The 17,611-nt window shown below is 63.3% G+C and carries 12 protein-coding genes, 1 tRNA gene and 1 pseudogene; 6 read left to right on the forward strand and 8 right to left on the reverse strand.

Features of this window, described 5'->3' with window-relative positions:
- Positions 1-11 precede the first annotated feature (11 nt).
- From NKJ28_RS08440 to NKJ28_RS08450, 3 genes are all read right to left on the reverse strand, one after another.
- Positions 12-677 carry an ABC transporter permease gene (locus NKJ28_RS08440; protein ID WP_352578586.1) on the reverse strand — a complete coding sequence of 222 codons (666 nt, stop codon included), beginning with the start codon at positions 675-677 and terminating at the stop codon, positions 12-14.
- A gap of 212 nt (positions 678-889) precedes the next feature.
- Positions 890-1,684, reverse strand: coding sequence for a transporter substrate-binding domain-containing protein (locus NKJ28_RS08445; protein WP_352568373.1), 795 nt, complete (start codon positions 1,682-1,684; stop codon positions 890-892).
- Between the two features lie 51 nt (positions 1,685-1,735).
- Entirely contained in the window at positions 1,736-2,545 is an 810-nt protein-coding gene (locus tag NKJ28_RS08450; RefSeq protein WP_023676274.1) for an ABC transporter ATP-binding protein, read from the reverse strand.
- Between the two features lie 217 nt (positions 2,546-2,762).
- On the opposite strand from NKJ28_RS08450, the gene NKJ28_RS08455 reads away from it, so the two are divergent.
- The 3 genes from NKJ28_RS08455 to NKJ28_RS08465 are packed head-to-tail and all read left to right on the forward strand — an operon-like array spanning position 2,763 to position 5,953.
- Positions 2,763-3,611 carry a dimethylarginine dimethylaminohydrolase family protein gene (locus NKJ28_RS08455; RefSeq protein WP_352591054.1) on the forward strand — a complete coding sequence of 283 codons (849 nt, stop codon included), beginning with the start codon at positions 2,763-2,765 and terminating at the stop codon, positions 3,609-3,611.
- Positions 3,608-5,188, forward strand: a complete 1,581-nt coding sequence (locus NKJ28_RS08460) for a 5-guanidino-2-oxopentanoate decarboxylase (protein ID WP_352634957.1) — start codon at positions 3,608-3,610, stop codon at positions 5,186-5,188. The genes NKJ28_RS08455 and NKJ28_RS08460 overlap by 4 nt, the downstream gene beginning before the upstream one ends.
- 57 nt (positions 5,189-5,245) lie before the next feature.
- Positions 5,246-5,953 carry an SDR family NAD(P)-dependent oxidoreductase gene (locus NKJ28_RS08465; RefSeq protein ID WP_023676277.1) on the forward strand — a complete coding sequence of 236 codons (708 nt, stop codon included), beginning with the start codon at positions 5,246-5,248 and terminating at the stop codon, positions 5,951-5,953.
- A gap of 107 nt (positions 5,954-6,060) precedes the next feature.
- Here the strand turns inward: NKJ28_RS08465 and rpsA are convergent, their stop codons facing one another.
- The 4 genes and pseudogenes from rpsA to aroA form a co-directional block, all read right to left on the reverse strand.
- Positions 6,061-7,758 carry a 30S ribosomal protein S1 gene (rpsA, locus tag NKJ28_RS08470; protein WP_352634959.1) on the reverse strand — a complete coding sequence of 566 codons (1,698 nt, stop codon included), beginning with the start codon at positions 7,756-7,758 and terminating at the stop codon, positions 6,061-6,063.
- Between the two features lie 205 nt (positions 7,759-7,963).
- Complete coding sequence (cmk, locus tag NKJ28_RS08475; RefSeq protein ID WP_352635059.1) at positions 7,964-8,614, reverse strand: (d)CMP kinase; 651 nt, start codon at positions 8,612-8,614, stop codon at positions 7,964-7,966.
- Positions 8,615-8,644: 30 nt separating this feature from the next.
- Positions 8,645-8,923, reverse strand: a pseudogene (locus NKJ28_RS08480) (DUF6881 domain-containing protein); the annotation flags it as partial.
- Positions 8,920-10,278, reverse strand: a complete 1,359-nt coding sequence (gene aroA, locus NKJ28_RS08485; protein ID WP_352634961.1) for a 3-phosphoshikimate 1-carboxyvinyltransferase — start codon at positions 10,276-10,278, stop codon at positions 8,920-8,922. The gene aroA and the pseudogene NKJ28_RS08480, both read right to left, overlap by 4 nt.
- A 194-nt stretch (positions 10,279-10,472) precedes the next feature.
- On the opposite strand from aroA, the gene NKJ28_RS08490 reads away from it, so the two are divergent.
- Entirely contained in the window at positions 10,473-10,862 is a 390-nt protein-coding gene (locus NKJ28_RS08490; protein WP_023676282.1) for a TIGR02300 family protein, read from the forward strand.
- 163 nt (positions 10,863-11,025) lie between these two features.
- Positions 11,026-11,101 (forward strand) — tRNA-Ala (locus tag NKJ28_RS08495).
- Positions 11,102-11,330: 229 nt separating this feature from the next.
- Here the strand turns inward: NKJ28_RS08495 and NKJ28_RS08500 are convergent.
- Positions 11,331-11,849: a hypothetical protein gene (locus NKJ28_RS08500; protein WP_352634963.1), complete on the reverse strand. Its 519-nt coding sequence runs from the start codon at positions 11,847-11,849 to the stop codon at positions 11,331-11,333.
- Between the two features lie 44 nt (positions 11,850-11,893).
- Between NKJ28_RS08500 and NKJ28_RS08505 the strand changes: the two genes are divergently transcribed.
- Positions 11,894-17,605: a HAMP domain-containing protein gene (locus tag NKJ28_RS08505; RefSeq protein WP_352635061.1), complete on the forward strand. Its 5,712-nt coding sequence runs from the start codon at positions 11,894-11,896 to the stop codon at positions 17,603-17,605.
- Positions 17,606-17,611: the final 6 nt, after the last annotated feature.

The raw sequence follows: 17,611 nt of genomic DNA on the forward strand, positions 1-17,611 counted from the left end.
CGGGCCAGCCATCAACGGGCCTCCTTGAGCGACGGCATGCCGCGGCGGGCCCATGTCTCGATACGGCCGATGATCAGATTCGAAACCAGCGTCAACAGAAGGTAGATCGCGCCGGCGGCGATAAAGAATGTCAGATAGGCTTTGGTGACGCCGGCCGCCTGTCGTGTCGCCAATGTCAGCTCGAAAAAGCCGACGACCGCCAGCAGGGCGGTGTCCTTGGTGGCGATCAGCCAGAGATTGGCAAGGCCGGGTATGGCGAACGGCAGCATCGCCGGCAGCGTGATGCGCCGCAGCAGCAGGCCGGGAGACATGCCATAGGCGCGCGCGGCTTCGATCTGGCCCTGCGGAATGGCAAGGATCGCGCCGCGGATCACCTCGGTCGAATAGGCGCCCTGGACGAAGCCGAGCACGGCAATGCCGGCCGCCAGCCCGCTAATGTCCATGCGCTGATAGCCCATTGCCGTCAGCATCTGATTGATCAGGTCGGTGCCGGCGTAATAGAGCAGAAGGATCAGCACCAGCTCCGGCACGGCGCGCACGACGGTCGTATAGACTGCCAGGAGATCGCGCACCACCGGACCACCATACAGCTTGCCGGAGGCGCCGCCGATGCCGATCAAAAGGCCGAGACCGGTGGCGCCGACCGCGATCTCGATCGTATGGAGCAGCCCGACGATGAGCGTTCCACCCCAGCCCGGCGGCACGGGCGAGAGAAGCGCGATGGCAGAGGCGGCCCAAGCCGGAACAAATGCGTCGATCAGCGTCGCCCTCGAATTGCTGGCGCTAAAACCGCCGGCGATCTCCGCCCGCGGAAGCTCGCGTCGATGGATTTCGACGAACCACGCGGCTCTATCGGGGCCGCGTGGTTAATCGCTCATGGATGAGGCAGTCAGTTCGACTGCGTGTCGGCACCGTAAATGTCGAAGTCGAAGTACTTCTTCGAAATCTCGTCATATTTGCCGTTGGCGCGGATGGCCTTGATGCCGGCGTTGATCTTTTCCTTCAACTCGGAGTCTTCCTTGCGGACGCCGGCGCCGACGCCGGGCCCGAGAATGGCCAGATCCGGCGCGACCATGCCCTTCAGATCGCAGCATTGCTTGCCCTGGTCCGATTTTAGGAAGGCGTCGAGGGCAATGGAATCGGCCTGCACCGCGTCGACCCGGCCGGCGGCAAGATCCTGGTTGGCCTCGTCCTGGGTCTGGTATTCCTTGATTTCCGCCGCGTCGGCGAAGTGCTTCTTGGCGTAGTCGGCGTGTACGGTCGAGACTTGGACGCCGATGATCTTGCCCTTGAGGTCCTCCGGTGTTGAGCCGAACTTCTGGTCCTTCGGCCCGATGATCGCAGTCGGGGTGTTGTAATATTTGTCCGAGAAGGCGATCGTCTTCTCGCGCTCGGCGGTGATCGACATCGAGGCGGCGATAAGATCGATCTTCTTGGTCGTCAGCGCCGGAATGATGCCGTCCCAGGCGACGGGGGTGATGACGCAGTCGAGCTTCTCCTCGGCGCAGACGGCATCGATGAATTCGATCTCCCAGCCGACCCATTTGCCGGAAGCGTCCGGCGAGGCGAAGGGCGGATAGGGTTCGGCGGCGACGCCGATCTTGACCGGATCGGCCTTGGCCACGCCCATCGCGGCAACGCCGAGCAGCAGCGCTGCGGCAAAGGTCTTGAGAATAATCTTCATCGTCATGACTCCCAGTTTTGTTGTTGTTCCCGGTTTTCGTCCGCCCACAGTTTAACTGATGTTGCGGATGAACTGCTTCAGCCTTTCGGATTTCGGCGCGCCGAAGATCTGTTCCGGCGGCCCTTCTTCCTCGACCAGCCCGTTGTGGAGGTAGACGACATGCGTCGCGACCTCGCGGGCAAACTTCATCTCATGGGTGACCAGCACCATAGTGCGGCCTTCGCGCGCCAGGTCGCCGATCACCTTCAGCACCTCGCCGACCAGCTCCGGATCGAGCGCCGAGGTCGGCTCGTCGAACAGCATGACGCGCGGGTTGATGGCCAACGCCCTGGCAATCGCGGCGCGCTGCTGTTGGCCGCCCGACAGATAGGCGGGATAGACGTCGCGTTTTTCGGCCAGGCCGACGCGGGCGAGCAATTTTTCCGCCTCGCCGATCGCCACATCGCGCTTGACGCCGAGCACATGCACGGGAACCTCGATGACGTTCTCGATCAACGTCATGTGGCTCCACAGATTGAAGTTCTGGAAGACCATGCCGAGCTTGGAGCGGATGCGTTCGATCTGCTTGCGGTCGGCGGGCACGGTGTGGCCGTAGCTGTCGGCCTTCAGCTTTATCTCTTCGCCATTGACCCGGATGATGCCGCTGGTCGGGTTCTCCAGGCAGTTGATGCAGCGCAGCAGCGTCGATTTGCCCGAGCCGCTGCCGCCGATGATGGCGATCACCTCGCCATCGCGCGCCGACAGCGAAACGCCCTTCAATACATGCAGCTTGCCGAAATTCTTGTGCAGGTTCTCGACGTGGATGGCTTCGGCAGCGCCGTTCTGCGCCGTATGCTTCAGGGCGGTGGCCGGCGCTGTCATCGTCGCGGCGCCCCGCGGAGCAGCCGAGGCAGTGCTTGCTGGAATTTTTTACCCATTACCCGTCACTGGACAGCGTTCCGATTCTCAAGATGGACCGTTCCGCTTGCCTCCGTCAACCGCAGTTTTTGGACCATTGATCACGGCCTGCCGAGTGGCTATTGGCAGGAGGGGCGCGTTTCAGGAGAACTTAGTGGGCAAAGCATACGGGTCGCAGTCGATGGCCGGGCCGCTGCAGCGCGTGCTGATGCGCTCCGCCGCCAGCGCCATGCGTCGGGCCGAAGCGCTGGAGTGGCACTATGGCCCCGGCTTCGATCCACAAAAAGCGGCAGCCCAGCATGATGCACTGGCCAGGCTGATTTCTGTCTCAGGCGCCGAAATCGAATGGCTGAGCGACGCCGATGACGGGCTTGCCGATTCGGTCTTTACCCACGATCCGTCGCTGATGACCGACCATGGCGCGGTCATCCTTGCCATGGGCAAGGCGCTGCGCCGGCGAGAGCCCGGCCTGCACGAGGCAGCCTACGGGCGCATGGGCATCCCCATCCTCGGCCGTATCGAGGCTCCCGGCCAGGTCGAGGGCGGCGACTGCGTGTGGGTGGATGCAAACACGCTGGCCGTCGGCCGCGGCGTGCGCACCAATCAGCACGGCATCCAGCAGCTCTCCAACCTGCTTTCACCCAAGGGCATCCAGGTCTATGGCTTCGACCTCCCGCTCTGGCAGGGCGAGGAGGCCTGCCTGCATCTGATGTCGGTGATCAGCCCGCTCGCAGACGATCTGGCGCTGGTCTATGCGCCCCTCCTGCCGGTCGCCTTCCACCAGATGCTGCGCGAACGCGGCATTCGGCTGGTCGAGGGCGACGCCGACGAATTCTTCGTCTCGAATGGGCTCAGCCTGAACGTGCTGCCGACCGCGCCGCGCCAGGTTATCGCCGTTGCCGGTTTTCCGAAGACGGCGGCTGCCATGCAAGCCGCCGGCTGTACGGTCTCGACATTCGAGGCCGATGCGCTGTGCATTGCCTGCGAGGGCGGCCCTACCTGCCTCACGCGCCCGGTGCTAAGACAATGACGACCATCGGCGAAGCGCTCATCACCTTGCTCGAAGCGCACGGCGTCGACACCGTCTTCGGCATTCCCGGCGTACACACGGTCGAGCTCTATCGCGGGCTTGCGCGATCGAAGATCCGTCACGTCACGCCGCGCCACGAGCAGGGCGCCGGCTTCATGGCTGACGGCTATGCGCGCGCCAGCGGCAGGCCGGGTATCGCCTTCGTCATCACCGGGCCGGGGCTGACCAACGCCATCACCGCCATGGGTCAGGCGCGCGCCGATTCGGTGCCGATGCTGGTAATCTCGGGCGTCAACGCCACACCGACGCTGGGCAAAGGCCTTGGCCATCTGCATGAACTGCCGGACCAGCGCGGCATGATGGAGAAGGTGGCGCTGTTTTCGCACCGTGTCACCGAGGCCGGCGAACTGCCCGGCGTGCTCGCCCGCGCCTTTGCGCTGTTCTCATCCTCGCGTCCGGGTCCGGTGCATATTGAGATCCCGACCGATGTCATGACCATGCCGGCCAACGGCATCGTGCCGCTGCTGCGGAATTCAGCGCCGCCCGGGCCGGATGTGGCGGCGATTGCAGAGGCGGCAAGGCTGTGCGCGTCTGCCAGCCTGCCGCTTATCCTCGCCGGTGGCGGCGCCAAAGCGGCCGAAGCGCCGTTGCAGCGCCTGGCCGAGAGGTTGGGAGCGCCGGTCGTCCAGACCGCCAATGCGCGCGGCCTGCTCTATCGTCATCCGCTTGGCGTGCCGGCCAGCCCCAGCCTGAAGGCGGTGCGTGCGCTGATGGCCGGCGCCGATCTGGTCATTGCCGCTGGCACCGAATTCGGTCCGACCGACTATGATGGCTATGGCGACGGCGGTTTTGTCCTGCCCGCCAACCTGATCCGCATCGACATCGGCGCCGACCAGCTTGCCCGCCGGCCTGCGCGGATTTCGATCCAGGCCGATTGCGGAGCGGCGCTCAAGGCGCTGCTTGCCGAAATCGGCACGCACGAGACGCCATTGGATGATGGTTCAGCCCGCGCCGCCGCGACGCGGCAGGCGGCCTTTGCCGAGATTGGCCCGGCCATGCAGGCGCAACTGCGCGCCGTCGAGACGATCCGCGATGCGCTGCCTGGCGCGATCATCGTCGGCGATTCGACCCAGCCGGTCTACGCCGCCAACCTCTATTACGATCATGACCGGCCGGGCGGCTGGTTCAACGCCGCCACCGGCTTCGGCGCGCTCGGCTATGGCCCGCCGGCGGCGATCGGTGCCGTCCTTGCCAGGCCTGAGGCGCCGGTCGTTTGCCTCACCGGCGACGGCGGCTTCCAGTTCACCCTGCCGGAACTGGGCGCCGCGCTCGACGCGGCGGCGCCGGTGATCTTCACAGTCTGGAACAATCGTGGCTACCGCGAGATCGAAACCTCGATGCTCGACGTCGGCGTCGAGCCGGTCGGCGTCTCCCCGGCACCGCCGGATTTCTGCAAATTGGCCGAAGCCTACGGCATTGCCGCCGAGCGGATTTCCGGCACCGGCGGCTTGGCGGACGCGCTTGGGCGCGCGCGGGCGACTGGACGACCTTACGTCATCGAGATTTCGGTTGAGTGATCGCGCGAAAGGCGCGACCTTCCGCATCGGCGGCGCGCAATGACGGAGCGGTCGAATATGACGGAAACACTGGACGGCAGACATATCGTGGTGACCGGCGGCACCGGTGCCCTTGGCGGCGCGGTCGTAGGAAAACTGCTGGAGCAGGGCGCGATCTGCCATGTGCCCAATGCCCACGCTGCCGCGCCTGCGCATTTTCCCTTTCCGGCGCATGACCGCGTCAGGCTGGCGCACAATGTCGACCTTGCCGACCCTGCCAAGGTCGACGCCTTCTATGCCAGCGTTCCAGATTTATGGGCATCGGTGCATCTTGCCGGCGGCTTCACCGCGGCGCCGGTCGAGAAGATCGAACCCGCCTCCTTCGCCGAGATGATGGACACCAATGCCCGCACCACCTTTCTGTGCTGCCGCGCGGCGATACGCTCGATGCTGGGATCTTCCGTGCCGGGTCGCATCGTCAATGTCACCGCGCGAGCCGGGCTCGATCCGCGGCGCGGCTCCGGCAAGGTGGCCTACGCCGCCGCCAAGGCGGCAGTCGCCGCGATGACCGTGGCGATAGCCGAAGAGCTGAAGGGCAACGGCATCCTGGTCAACGCCGTGGCGCCTTCGACGCTCGACACGCCGGCCAACCGGGCTGACATGCCGAACGCAGATTTCAGCAGATGGGTCAGCCTTGAAGCGGCCGCCGAGGCCATTGCCTATCTCGCCTCGCCGGCCAACATGGCCATCAGCGGCACGCTGGTGCCGCTTTACGGCAGGGCCTAAGCCTGCGGCTCGTCACAAGCAAAAGGTCACAAGCAAAAGCCCCGCCGGATCGTTCCGGCGGGGCTTTTTTTGTTTCGTTTATAACCCGCGCGAGGCGCGGTGTTGGCTTAGCTGCCCTGCTTCTTCAGCGCGGCGCCAAGGATGTCGCCCAGCGAAGCGCCGGAATCGGTTGAGCCGTACTGAGCGACCGCTTCCTTCTCTTCGGCGATTTCCAGCGCCTTGATCGAGACCTGCAGCTTGCGGGTCTTCTTGTCGAAGGCGATGACGCGGGCGTCGACTTTCTGGCCGACGGTGAAGCGCTCGGGGCGCTGCTCGTCGCGGTCACGGCTGAGGTCGGAGCGCTTGATGAAGGTCTCGATGCCGCTGTCGACCAGCCGCACTTCCAGACCGCCATCCTTCACGCCGATAACCTCGCAGGTGACGACTGCGTTCTTGCGCAGTTCGCCTGACGTCGCTGCTTCGCCGACCGTATCCTTGGCCAGCTGCTTGATGCCGAGCGAGATGCGTTCCTTGTCGATGTCGACGTCGAGCACCTGCGCCTTGACCATGTCGCCGCGATTGTACTCCTCGATCACCTGCTCGCCAGGACGGGTCCAGTCGAGGTCGGAAAGGTGGACCATGCCGTCGACGTCGCCTTCGAGGCCGATGAACAGGCCGAACTCGGTCTTGTTCTTGACCTCGCCCTCGACCTGGCTGCCGACCGGGTGGCTGCGCGCGAAGGCCTCCCACGGGTTCTCCAGCGTCTGCTTGAGGCCGAGCGAGATACGGCGCTTGGCCGGATCGACTTCGAGCACCACCACGTCGACTTCCTGCGTCGTCGACAGGATCTTGCCGGGATGCACGTTCTTCTTGGTCCACGACATTTCCGAAACGTGGATGAGGCCTTCGATGCCCGGCTCCAGCTCGACGAATGCGCCGTAGTCGGTGATGTTGGTGACGGTACCCTTGATCTTCTTGCCGATCGGGAACTTGGTGCCGATCTCGGACCACGGATCGCTCTCGAGCTGCTTCATGCCGAGCGAGATGCGGTGGGTTTCCTGGTTGATGCGGATGATCTGCACCTTGACCGTCTGGCCGATGTTGAGGATTTCGGTCGGATGATTGACGCGGCGCCAGGCCATGTCGGTGACGTGCAGCAGGCCATCGATGCCGCCGAGGTCGACGAACGCACCATAGTCGGTGATGTTCTTGACGACGCCTTCGACTACTTGGCCTTCTTCGAGGTTCTGCACGATTTCCGAACGCTGTTCGGCGCGGCTTTCCTCGAGCACGGTGCGGCGCGACACCACGATGTTGCCGCGGCGGCGATCCATCTTGAGGATCTCGAAGGGCTGCGGGTTGTGCATCAGCGGCGAGACGTCGCGGATCGGGCGGATGTCAACCTGGCTGCGCGGCAGGAAGGCCACAGCGCCGTCGAGGTCGACGGTGAAGCCGCCCTTGACCTGGTTGAAGATGACGCCTTCGACGCGTTCGCCCTTGGTGAACTTCTCTTCGAGACGGACCCAGCTCTCTTCGCGGCGGGCCTTCTCACGCGACAGCATGGCTTCGCCAAGCGCATTTTCGATACGCTCGACATAGACCTCGACCGTGTCGCCGACCTTGAGCGTCGTGTCCTTGCCCTTGACGCCGAATTCCTTCAGCGGCACGCGGCCTTCGACCTTGAGGCCGACGTCGATGATGGCCATCTCCTTCTCAATGGCGGTGATGATGCCCTTGACGACCTGGCCTTCGCCGGAATGGCCGGCGGAAAATGATTCTTCGAGCAGGCTCGCGAAATCATCGCGAGTGGGATTTGCAACTGACATAGTTTCTCCTGGAATGCCCCGCAATCTGTCGCGGGGCCGGCGCCGTGGGTTAGCGTTGCGTTGGCCTGCCGGCGTTCCGGGCAAAAAGCCCTTGGCCGCCCTTGAGCGGCAATTCCGGCGCATGAAGAATGCTGGCAGGCTGGTTCCTACCCGATATGGGAATTCTTGTTGTCGCCGGCAATCGGCGGCGGCAGGAAAACCCGGCTCAGGCTTCGTTTCTCTTGGCCAGGACGTCGTCGATGATCACCTGAGCTGCCAGAAACGCGGCCTCTATAGCCATTTCCGACGTGTCGAGCAAGTGCGCATCGGCGGCCGGCTTCAAGGGCGAGTCCATGCGGCCCATGTCGCGCTCGTCGCGGCGCACGATATCGGCAAGGATTTCATCGAAATTAGCGGTGCCGCCGATGCTCTCGATTTCATCCAGCCGCCGCTTTGCCCGCACCTCGGCGCTGGCCGTGACATAGAGTTTTACGTCGGCATCGGGACAGACGACGGTGCCGATGTCGCGGCCGTCCAGCACTGCGCCTGGCGGCGTCTTGGCGAAGTCGCGCTGTTTGTCGACCAGTATACGCCGCACTGACGGGATGACCGCCACTTTCGACGCCGCCTCGCCGACCGCATGCGCCGACAGCACCGCCCGGTCGAGCTTGGCCAGATCAACCTGGCGGGCGGCGGTTTCGGCGGCCGAGACATTGTCGAGCGGCAGGCCAAGCCGAAGCAGCGCATGGGCTACCGCGCGATAGGTAAGGCCGGTGTCGAGCAGGTTCAGCCGGTAGTGATCGGCGAGCCGCCGGGCAAGGGTGCCTTTGCCGGCACCGGCAGGTCCGTCGATGGCGATGGTGAAGGACGCCGTCATATGCCGTCGCGAGGCAAGCGCCTGCTGCCAACGCTTTTCAAACTCTGCCGCCGTGACTTCCACCGCCTCAAATACAGGATCAGCGTTGATCTCGTCGAGGGCCGGAAAAGGTTGGTCTGAGTTCGTTGTCCCGCCAACTTCGAGGTCCTCTGATCCATCTGGCGCGACGCCACGTGACGCAAAACCGACTGAACCGTCCCGATAGAACTCTATTGTTCTCGACTGACAGTTGTCGTCGGCAATCTCATACCAGAGATGAGATGGTTGCTCCGGCCGCTCGTGCTTCCAATGTACGCAGACATATTTCATTCAATCTCCGCGCCCAGCCCCTTCATCAGTCCCATGAATTCCGGAAAGCTCGTTGCGATCATCGCCTGATCGTCGATGGTCACCGGTTTTTCCGTCGCCAGCCCCATCACCAGAAAGCTCATGGCGATGCGGTGATCGAGATGGGTCTGGACGATGGTGCCCTGTCCGTTGGGATGCTGGCCGAGGCCCTTGCCGCCGGGCTTTCCGCGCACGACAAGCGAGGCCTCGCCTTCGCTGCAGTCGACGCCGTTGAGCTTCAGCCCTTCGGCCACTGCCGACAGCCGGTCGGATTCCTTCACGCGCAGCTCTTCCAGGCCAAGCATCAGCGTTTCGCCCTCGGCGAAGCTGGCCGCCACGGCAAGCACCGGATACTCGTCGATCATCGTCGGCGCCCGTTCCGGCGGTACGGTGACGCCTTTCAGCTCGGAGTAACGCACGCGCAGATCGGCAACATCCTCGCCGCCTTCGGTGCGCGGATCGATTATGTCGATGCGCGCGCCCATTTCCTGCAGCGTCAGCAGAAGGCCTGTGCGGGTCGGGTTCATCAGCACGTTTTCGATGATAATGTCCGAACCCGGCACGATCAGCGCCGCCACCAGCGGAAAGCCGGCCGAGGAGGGGTCGCCAGGCACCGCGATCGTCTGCCCCGTGAGCTTGCCCTGGCCTTCGATGAAAATGTGGCGCACGCCGCGCTCGTCGGTCTCGACCGACAGATTGGCGCCGAACCCCTTGAGCATCTTTTCGGTGTGGTCGCGCGTCATAACCGGCTCGATGACGGTGGTGATGCCCGGCGTGTTCAGCCCAGCCAGCAGCACCGCCGACTTGACCTGCGCCGATGCCATCGGCACGCGGTAGGTGATCGGCGCGGCGTGCTTGGGCCCGTGCAGCGTGATCGGCATGCGGTCGCCGGGCGTCGCCTTCAGCACCTGCACGCCCATCTGGCGGAGCGGTTCGAGCACCCGGCCCATCGGCCGGCCCGACAGCGAGGCGTCGCCGATGAAGGTGGTTTCCATGTCATAGGTGCCGACCAGGCCCATGGTGAGGCGGGAGCCCGTGCCGGCATTGCCGAAATCGAGCGGGCCTTCCGGCTGCAGCAGCGCGCCGTTGCCGGTACCGCGGATCACCCACTCAGCGCCATGCTTCTCGATATGGGCGCCCATGGCCTTCATGGCAGCGCCCGTACGCATCACGTCCTCGCCTTCCAGCAGCCCGGTGATGCGGGTTTCGCCGGAGGCCAGGCCACCGAACATGAACGAGCGGTGCGAGATCGACTTGTCGCCCGGCACCCGTGCCGCGCCTGAAAGGCCAGATGATTTGCGGGCGGTGGCCTGCTTCGGGGCGGCAGTGTGCGACATGGTTCTTTCCTGGAAACGCCGGCGGCCGGCCATTTTCTGCTGGTTTGCGGGGTCTCCTATCATGGCGTACCGAAATGGTCATCCCCTTGGTATGAAGGCCTTCGAATTCAAGCTTTTTGGGACGCCGGCTTTTCGCTTTGACAGCGCCGTAAACTCTGGTTAAGGGGACCAAACTTTCATCGACGAGGCTTGCTGTGGCAAAACCCGAACTTGGCACCAAACGCATCGACCCGGAGACGGGTCGAAAATTCTATGACTTGAACAAGGACCCGATCGTCTCGCCTTACACGGGCAAGAGCTATCCGCGCTCCTATTTCGAGGAAGGCAAGATCGCCGCCCTCGAGGAGGAAGAGGAAGTTGCCGAGAAGGAAGTGGACGCCGAGGAGGAAGAGGGCGTCGAGGTCGTCTCGCTCGAAGAGGCGGACGAGGACGCGAAGGCCGACGAGCTTCCCGATCTCGGCGATGACGAAGACGACGTTGACCTTGGCGATGACGAGGATGACACGTTCCTCGCCGACGAGGAGGAAGAAGACGACGACGTTGCCGACATGATCGGCGTCGGCGAAGACGACGACGAGGTCTGAGCGAACCGCATTCGCCGGCTTTCGCGGCGCTGCCTAGAAAAAGCGGTTCTTGAAGGCTTGATATTGACTGAAGGCGGGGTTAGAAGCCGCCTTCACTAACGGCGCGGTCTAGAACCCGCGCCGGATCTCTTCGCCGGAAACGGCGCCGGTGAACTGCCGGAGTGGGGCCATAGCTCAGTTGGGAGAGCGCTTGAATGGCATTCAAGAGGTCGTCGGTTCGATTCCGATTGGCTCCACCAGTTCTCTCCGCGAAAATCAGCAGAACGGCCGCCCGCCCGTCCGGGCTGGCCGCCGCTTATCGCAGAACCTAGCTGAGACTAGTTAATCGGCCGCCCGGCTTGGGCTCGCCGATCCATTCAGAAGTAATGGGCCCGTGCCCGGTCAGTGCATGTTTCTGGCTGTGGTTTGAACCGCGAGCACCGGTCTGGACCAGGCAGCGGGCTGAAATGACGGCTGAGCAAAACTCCGTTACTTGTTGCAGTTCTGCATATCCGACGTCATGGCGCCGCTGGGGGTATTGTTGTCGGTATCGCTGCTCGCCGTATCCTTACAGCGGTCCTCCATACCGTTTGTCTGCGGCGTGGTGGCGTTCGTTGCGTTCGGATCGATCGTGTTCGGGGTAGTTGCGCTGCCGGTCCCGGTGTTGCCGCCGGAAGTGCTACCGGTCCCGGAGCCCATGGATTGTGCCATGGCAGATGTGGCCAGGCCGATAGCAAGTAGGGATCCAGAGAGAATTTTCATCATCTTAGTGTCTCCATAGAGTTGCATCGCTCTATCGCGATCTATACCAACGAGAGTTTTTTCGAGATGTTCCGTTGGACAGAAATAGTGATCGATACAATCACTATGGATCTTTGTTGTTCGTCGTTTCATGAATTCGGCCGCGAAATTCCGGCCGCATCGCGGCAATTTCGCCTGGAACCAAATCGAGCACGCCGCGTTGTTGCGCTTGCGGGGAGTTGTGTCGGCCGCAGGGGACAGTTTCACCAGGACTTTCAAGAAATCCGTGAGCTGGGAGGGGCGCTGTGAGCGTGCTTGCATCCACAAGGCAATTGGACCACCGTCAAATACTGAACGCGCTGAAGGCTTTTCGGAGCGGTGACTTCTCCGTTCGCATCGACAATATCTATTCTGGCCTCGATTCGGAGATCGCCGACACCTTCAACGAAATCGTCGAGCTCAACGATCAGGTCACGCGCGAGTTTGAGCGCCTCAGCAAGGTCGTCGGCAAGGATGGCCGGATCGGCGAACGCGGCCGTGTCCGCAACGCCACCGGCAGCTGGGAATCGAGCGTCCGTTCCGTCAACGATCTGATCGAGGACATGGTTCAGCCGACGGCCGAAGTGGCGCGCGTCATCGGCGCGGTCGCCAAAGGCGACCTGTCGCAGACGATGATGGTCGAAATCGACGGCCGGCCGTTGCGCGGCGAATTCCTGCGCATCGGCAAGATCGTCAACACCATGGTCGGGCAACTGGCCTCCTTCGCCTCGGAAGTGACGCGCGTGGCGCGCGAGGTCGGCACCGAAGGCAAGCTCGGCGGCCAGGCCCGCGTGAAAGGTGTGGCCGGGACCTGGAAGGACCTGACCGACAACGTCAACGCGATGGCGACGAACCTGACCGGGCAGGTGCGCAACATCGCCGAGGTGACGACCGCCGTCGCTTCCGGCGACCTGTCGAAGAAGATTACCGTCGACGTGAAAGGCGAAATCCTCGAACTCAAGAACACCATCAACACGATGGTCGACCAGCTCAATTCCTTCGCCTCGGAAGTGACGCGCGTCGCGCGCGAAGTCGGTACAGAAGGCAAGCTCGGCGGCCAGGCGCGCGTCGAAGGTGTCGGCGGCACATGGAAGGACCTGACCGACAACGTCAACCTGATGGCCGAGAACCTGACCGGCCAGGTGCGCAATATAGCCGAGGTGACGACGGCTGTGGCGCTGGGCGACCTGTCGAAGAAGATCACCGTCGACGTCAAGGGCGAGATCCTCGAGCTGAAATCGACTATCAACACCATGGTCGACCAGCTGAATTCATTTGCCGGCGAGGTGACGCGCGTCGCCCGCGAGGTCGGCACCGAGGGCAAGCTCGGCGGCCAGGCGCAGGTGCGCGGCGTCGCCGGCACCTGGAAGGACCTGACCGACAACGTCAATTCGATGGCCGAGAACCTGACCGGCCAAGTGCGCAACATCGCCGAGGTGACGACTGCGGTCGCTTCGGGCGACCTGTCGAAGAAGATCACTGTCGCCGTGCAGGGCGAAATCCTCGAGCTCAAGGACACCATCAACACGATGGTCGACCAGCTCAATTCCTTCGCCTCCGAAGTGACGCGCGTCGCCCGCGAGGTCGGCACCGAGGGCAAGCTCGGCGGCCAGGCCGAGGTGAAAGGGGTCGGCGGCACCTGGAAGGACCTGACCGACAACGTCAATCTGATGGCCGCCAACCTGACCGGCCAGGTCCGCAACATCGCCGAGGTGACGACCGCCGTCGCCCGCGGCGACCTGTCGAAAAAGATCACCGTCGACGTCAAGGGCGAAATCCTGGAGCTCAAGGATACCGTCAACACGATGGTCGACCAGCTCAATTCCTTCGCCTCCGAAGTGACGCGTGTGGCGCGCGAAGTGGGGTCGGAAGGCAAGCTCGGCGGCCAGGCGCATGTCGAGGGTGTCGGCGGCACCTGGAAGGACCTGACCGACAACGTCAACGCCATGGCCGGCAATCTGACCGTGCAATTGCGCGACGTCTCCAAGGTGGCGACGGCAATTGCGACCGGCGACCTGACCCAGAAGATCACCGTCGATGCATTGGGCGAGATCCTGCAGATCAAGGACGTCATCAATACGATGGTCGACCAGCTGAATTCCTTCGCCTCCGAGGTGACGCGCGTGGCGCGCGAGGTCGGTTCGGACGGCAAGCTCGGCGGCCAGGCGCAGGTGCGCGGCGTTGCCGGCACCTGGAAGGACTTGACCGACAATGTCAATGCGATGGCTGCCAACCTGACCGGCCAGGTGCGCAACATCGCCGAGGTGACCACGGCGGTGGCGCTTGGCGACCTGTCGAAGAAGATCACCGTCGATGTGCGCGGCGAAATCCTCGAGCTCAAGGACACCATCAATACGATGGTCGACCAGCTGAATTCCTTCGCCTCCGAGGTGACGCGCGTGGCGCGCGAGGTCGGCACCGAGGGCAAGCTCGGCGGCCAGGCGCAGGTGCGCGGCGTTGCCGGCACCTGGAAGGATCTGACCGACAATGTGAATTCGATGGCCGAGAACCTGACCGGCCAGGTCCGTAACATCGCCGAGGTGACCACCGCTGTGGCGCGCGGCGACCTGTCGAAGAAGATCACCGTCGACGTCAAGGGCGAGATCCTGGAGCTGAAATCGACGATCAACACCATGGTCGACCAGCTGAACTCCTTTGCCGGCGAAGTGACGCGTGTCGCCCGCGAGGTCGGCACCGAGGGCAAGCTCGGCGGCCAGGCGCGGGTCGAGGGCGTCGCCGGTACCTGGAAGGACCTGACCGACAACGTCAACCTGATGGCGACGAACCTGACCAACCAGGTGCGCGGCATCGCCGATGTCGTGACCGCGGTCGCGCAAGGCAATCTCAAGCGCAAGCTGACGGTCGATGCCAAGGGCGAGATCGCCTCGCTCGCCGACACCATCAACGGCATGATCGAGACGCTGGCGACCTTCGCCGACCAGGTGACCAACGTCGCCCGCGAAGTGGGCATCGAAGGCAAGCTCGGCGGCCAGGCCCGGGTGCCCGGCGCTGCCGGCCTTTGGCGCGACCTGACCGACAACGTCAATCAGCTCGCGGCCAACCTGACCACTCAGGTGCGCGCCATCGCCGAGGTGTCGACGGCGGTGACCAAGGGCGATCTGACCCGCTCGATCAGCGTCCAGGCCTCCGGCGAGGTGGCGGCGCTGAAAGACAACATCAACGAGATGATCCGCAATTTGAAGGACCAGACGCTGAAGAATGCCGAGCAGGACTGGCTGAAGACCAATCTCGCCCGCTTCTCGCGCATGCTGCAGGGCGAGCGCGACCTGGCCACGATCTCGCGCCTCATCATGTCCGAACTCGCCCCGCTGGTGAATGCGCAATATGGCGTGTTCTATGTGACCAACCGCGACGAGGATGAATTCTATCTGGAGCTCGCCGCCTCCTATGGCGCCGAAAGCAAGGCGGAAATCAAGCAACGCCTCGATCTGCGTGAAGGGCTTGTCGGGCAGAGTGCCGCCGACAAGCGCGCCATCATGCTGGACAATGTGCCGCCGAATTTCCTGCGCGTTACCTCCGGCCTTGGCAATGCCGCGCCGGCGAACGTGATCATTCTTCCGGCTCTGTTCGAGGACGAGGTGAAGGCCGTCATCGAACTCGCCTCGTTCAGCGAATTCCGCGACACGCACCAGTCGTTCCTCAACCAGCTGATGGAATCCGTCGGCATCGTTCTCAACACCATCGCCGCCACCATGCGCACCGAAGGCCTGCTCAAGCAGTCGCAGCTGCTGACCTCGGAATTGCAGGCGCGTCAGACCGAACTGACCAAGAAGCAGGAGGAGCTGCACGCCACCAATGAGGAGCTGCAGGAAAAGGCGCAGCTGCTCGAGAACGAAAAGAAGCAGGTGGAGAACAAGAACCTGGAAATCGAGATGGCGCGGCGGGCGCTGGAGGAGAAGGCCGAGCAGCTGGCGCTTACCTCGAAATACAAGTCGGAATTCCTCGCCAATATGAGCCACGAACTGCGCACGCCGCTGAACTCGCTGCTCATCCTTTCAAACCTGCTCGCAACCAACCAGCAGGGCAATCTCAACGACAAGCAGGTCGAGTTCGCGCGCACCATCAATTCGGCCGGCACCGACCTTTTGAGCCTCATCAACGACATCCTCGATCTGTCGAAGATCGAATCGGGCACCGTCTCGATCGATATCAACGATATGCCCGTGGTGCATCTTCGCCAGCATATGGAGCGAACCTTCCGGCAGCTGGCGACCGACAAGGGGCTTGGCTTCACCATCAATGTCGACCGCGAGCTTCCGGAAACCGTCCGCACCGACGAGAAGCGGTTGCAGCAAATCGTGCTCAACCTTTTGTCGAACGCGTTCAAGTTCACCTCGCAAGGCGAGGTCCGCTTGAATTTCCGGGCCGAAACGACGGGCCGTCACAACGGCTCGGCGCAACCGATGGAGGCGCTCGCGATCGTGGTCAGCGATACCGGCATCGGTATTCCGCAAGACAAGCAGAAGCTGATTTTCGAGGCCTTCCAGCAGGCCGACGGCACCACCAGCCGCAAATATGGCGGCACCGGGCTTGGGCTCTCGATCAGCCGGGAGATTGCCCGGCTGCTCGGCGGCGAATTGCGGGTCGAGAGCACGCCGGGCAAGGGTTCGACGTTCACTCTGGTCATTCCATTCGACGGACCCCGGATGGCCTTGGCCCCGCAAGCGGCGTTGCTGCCGGCGATGGAGGTGGCCGCGACGACAGCGCAGCCGAGCCCGCCGTCCTCCGAATTGCTCGATGACCGCGACATGATCTCGTCTGAAGATCGGGTCGTGCTGATCGTCGAGGACGACCCGACCTTCGGCGGTTTGCTGCTCGGCCTTGCACGTTCGGCCGGGCTGAAAGGCGTCCTGTCGACCGCGGGCTCCGGCACGCTGGCTTTGGCACGCAAGCTGGTTCCCGACGCGATTACGCTCGATCTCGGACTATCGGATATCGACGGCTGGGTGTTGTTCGATCTGCTTCGCCATGACCCGAAAACCAAGGACATTCCCGTTCATGTCATCTCGGGCGCCGAAGACATCGAGGTGCTTGCCCGCAAGGGTGCATCCAGCATTTCAACCAAGCCCGTATCGTCGGACGAACTGATGAAGGTCTTCCAGGATATTCATTCCAGAAAGCTCCGCGTCCAGAGCCGCGTCCTGATTGCCGATCCCGATCCCGAGCGCCGCCTTTCGCTGATCGAGGCGATCCGCGACGGCGTCACCTCGGTTACGGCGATCGGCCGCGTCGCGGCGAATGCGGACGAAATCGGCATCGCCAACTATGATGCCGTTGTGCTCGGCTTTGGCCGCTCGGCCAAGGACAACGCCCAGATGCTGGATGAGATTGCCGTCCTGTTCGGGCAGTCGGTGTCGCGACTGCTGTTCTTTGCGCCTCATCCGGAAGCGCTGCAACAGTCGCTCGCCTTGCATCCGGCATTGGCGGATGTTCCGCGGGCGGAGAATTTCGCGCAGCTGGCTCTCCTGATGTCGGCAACACTCCCCGGGCGAGGCCACGAAAACGATGGTGCGGCAGCCGAACAGCCGGACAAATTCGACCTCGCCGGCGCAAAGGTCCTCATCGTCGACGACGACATCCGCAACATCTATTCGCTTACTAGCGTTCTCGAGACCTATGACATCCAGGTGCTGCATGCGGAGCGCGGCCGGGAAGGTATCGCGCTTCTGGAGCAGAGCCCGGACATCGATGCGGCACTGATCGATATCATGATGCCGGAAATGGATGGCTACGAGACGATGCGGCAGATCCGCAGCATGCCGGCGATCGCCCATATCCCATTGATCTCGGTCACAGCCAAGGCAATGAAGGGCGACCGGCAGAAGTGCCTCGACGCCGGCGCCTCCGACTACATCGCCAAGCCTGTCGACCTCGATCTGCTGTTGGCATTGCTGCGTGTCTGGATCGGCCGTTCGCGATCCCGTGTCCATGGTCCGGAAAAGACGCTCATGGCAGTGAACTGACGGCCG

It is taken from the genome of Mesorhizobium sp. M0145 (assembly GCF_040322355.1).
Taxonomy (GTDB): Bacteria; Pseudomonadota; Alphaproteobacteria; order Rhizobiales; family Rhizobiaceae; genus Mesorhizobium.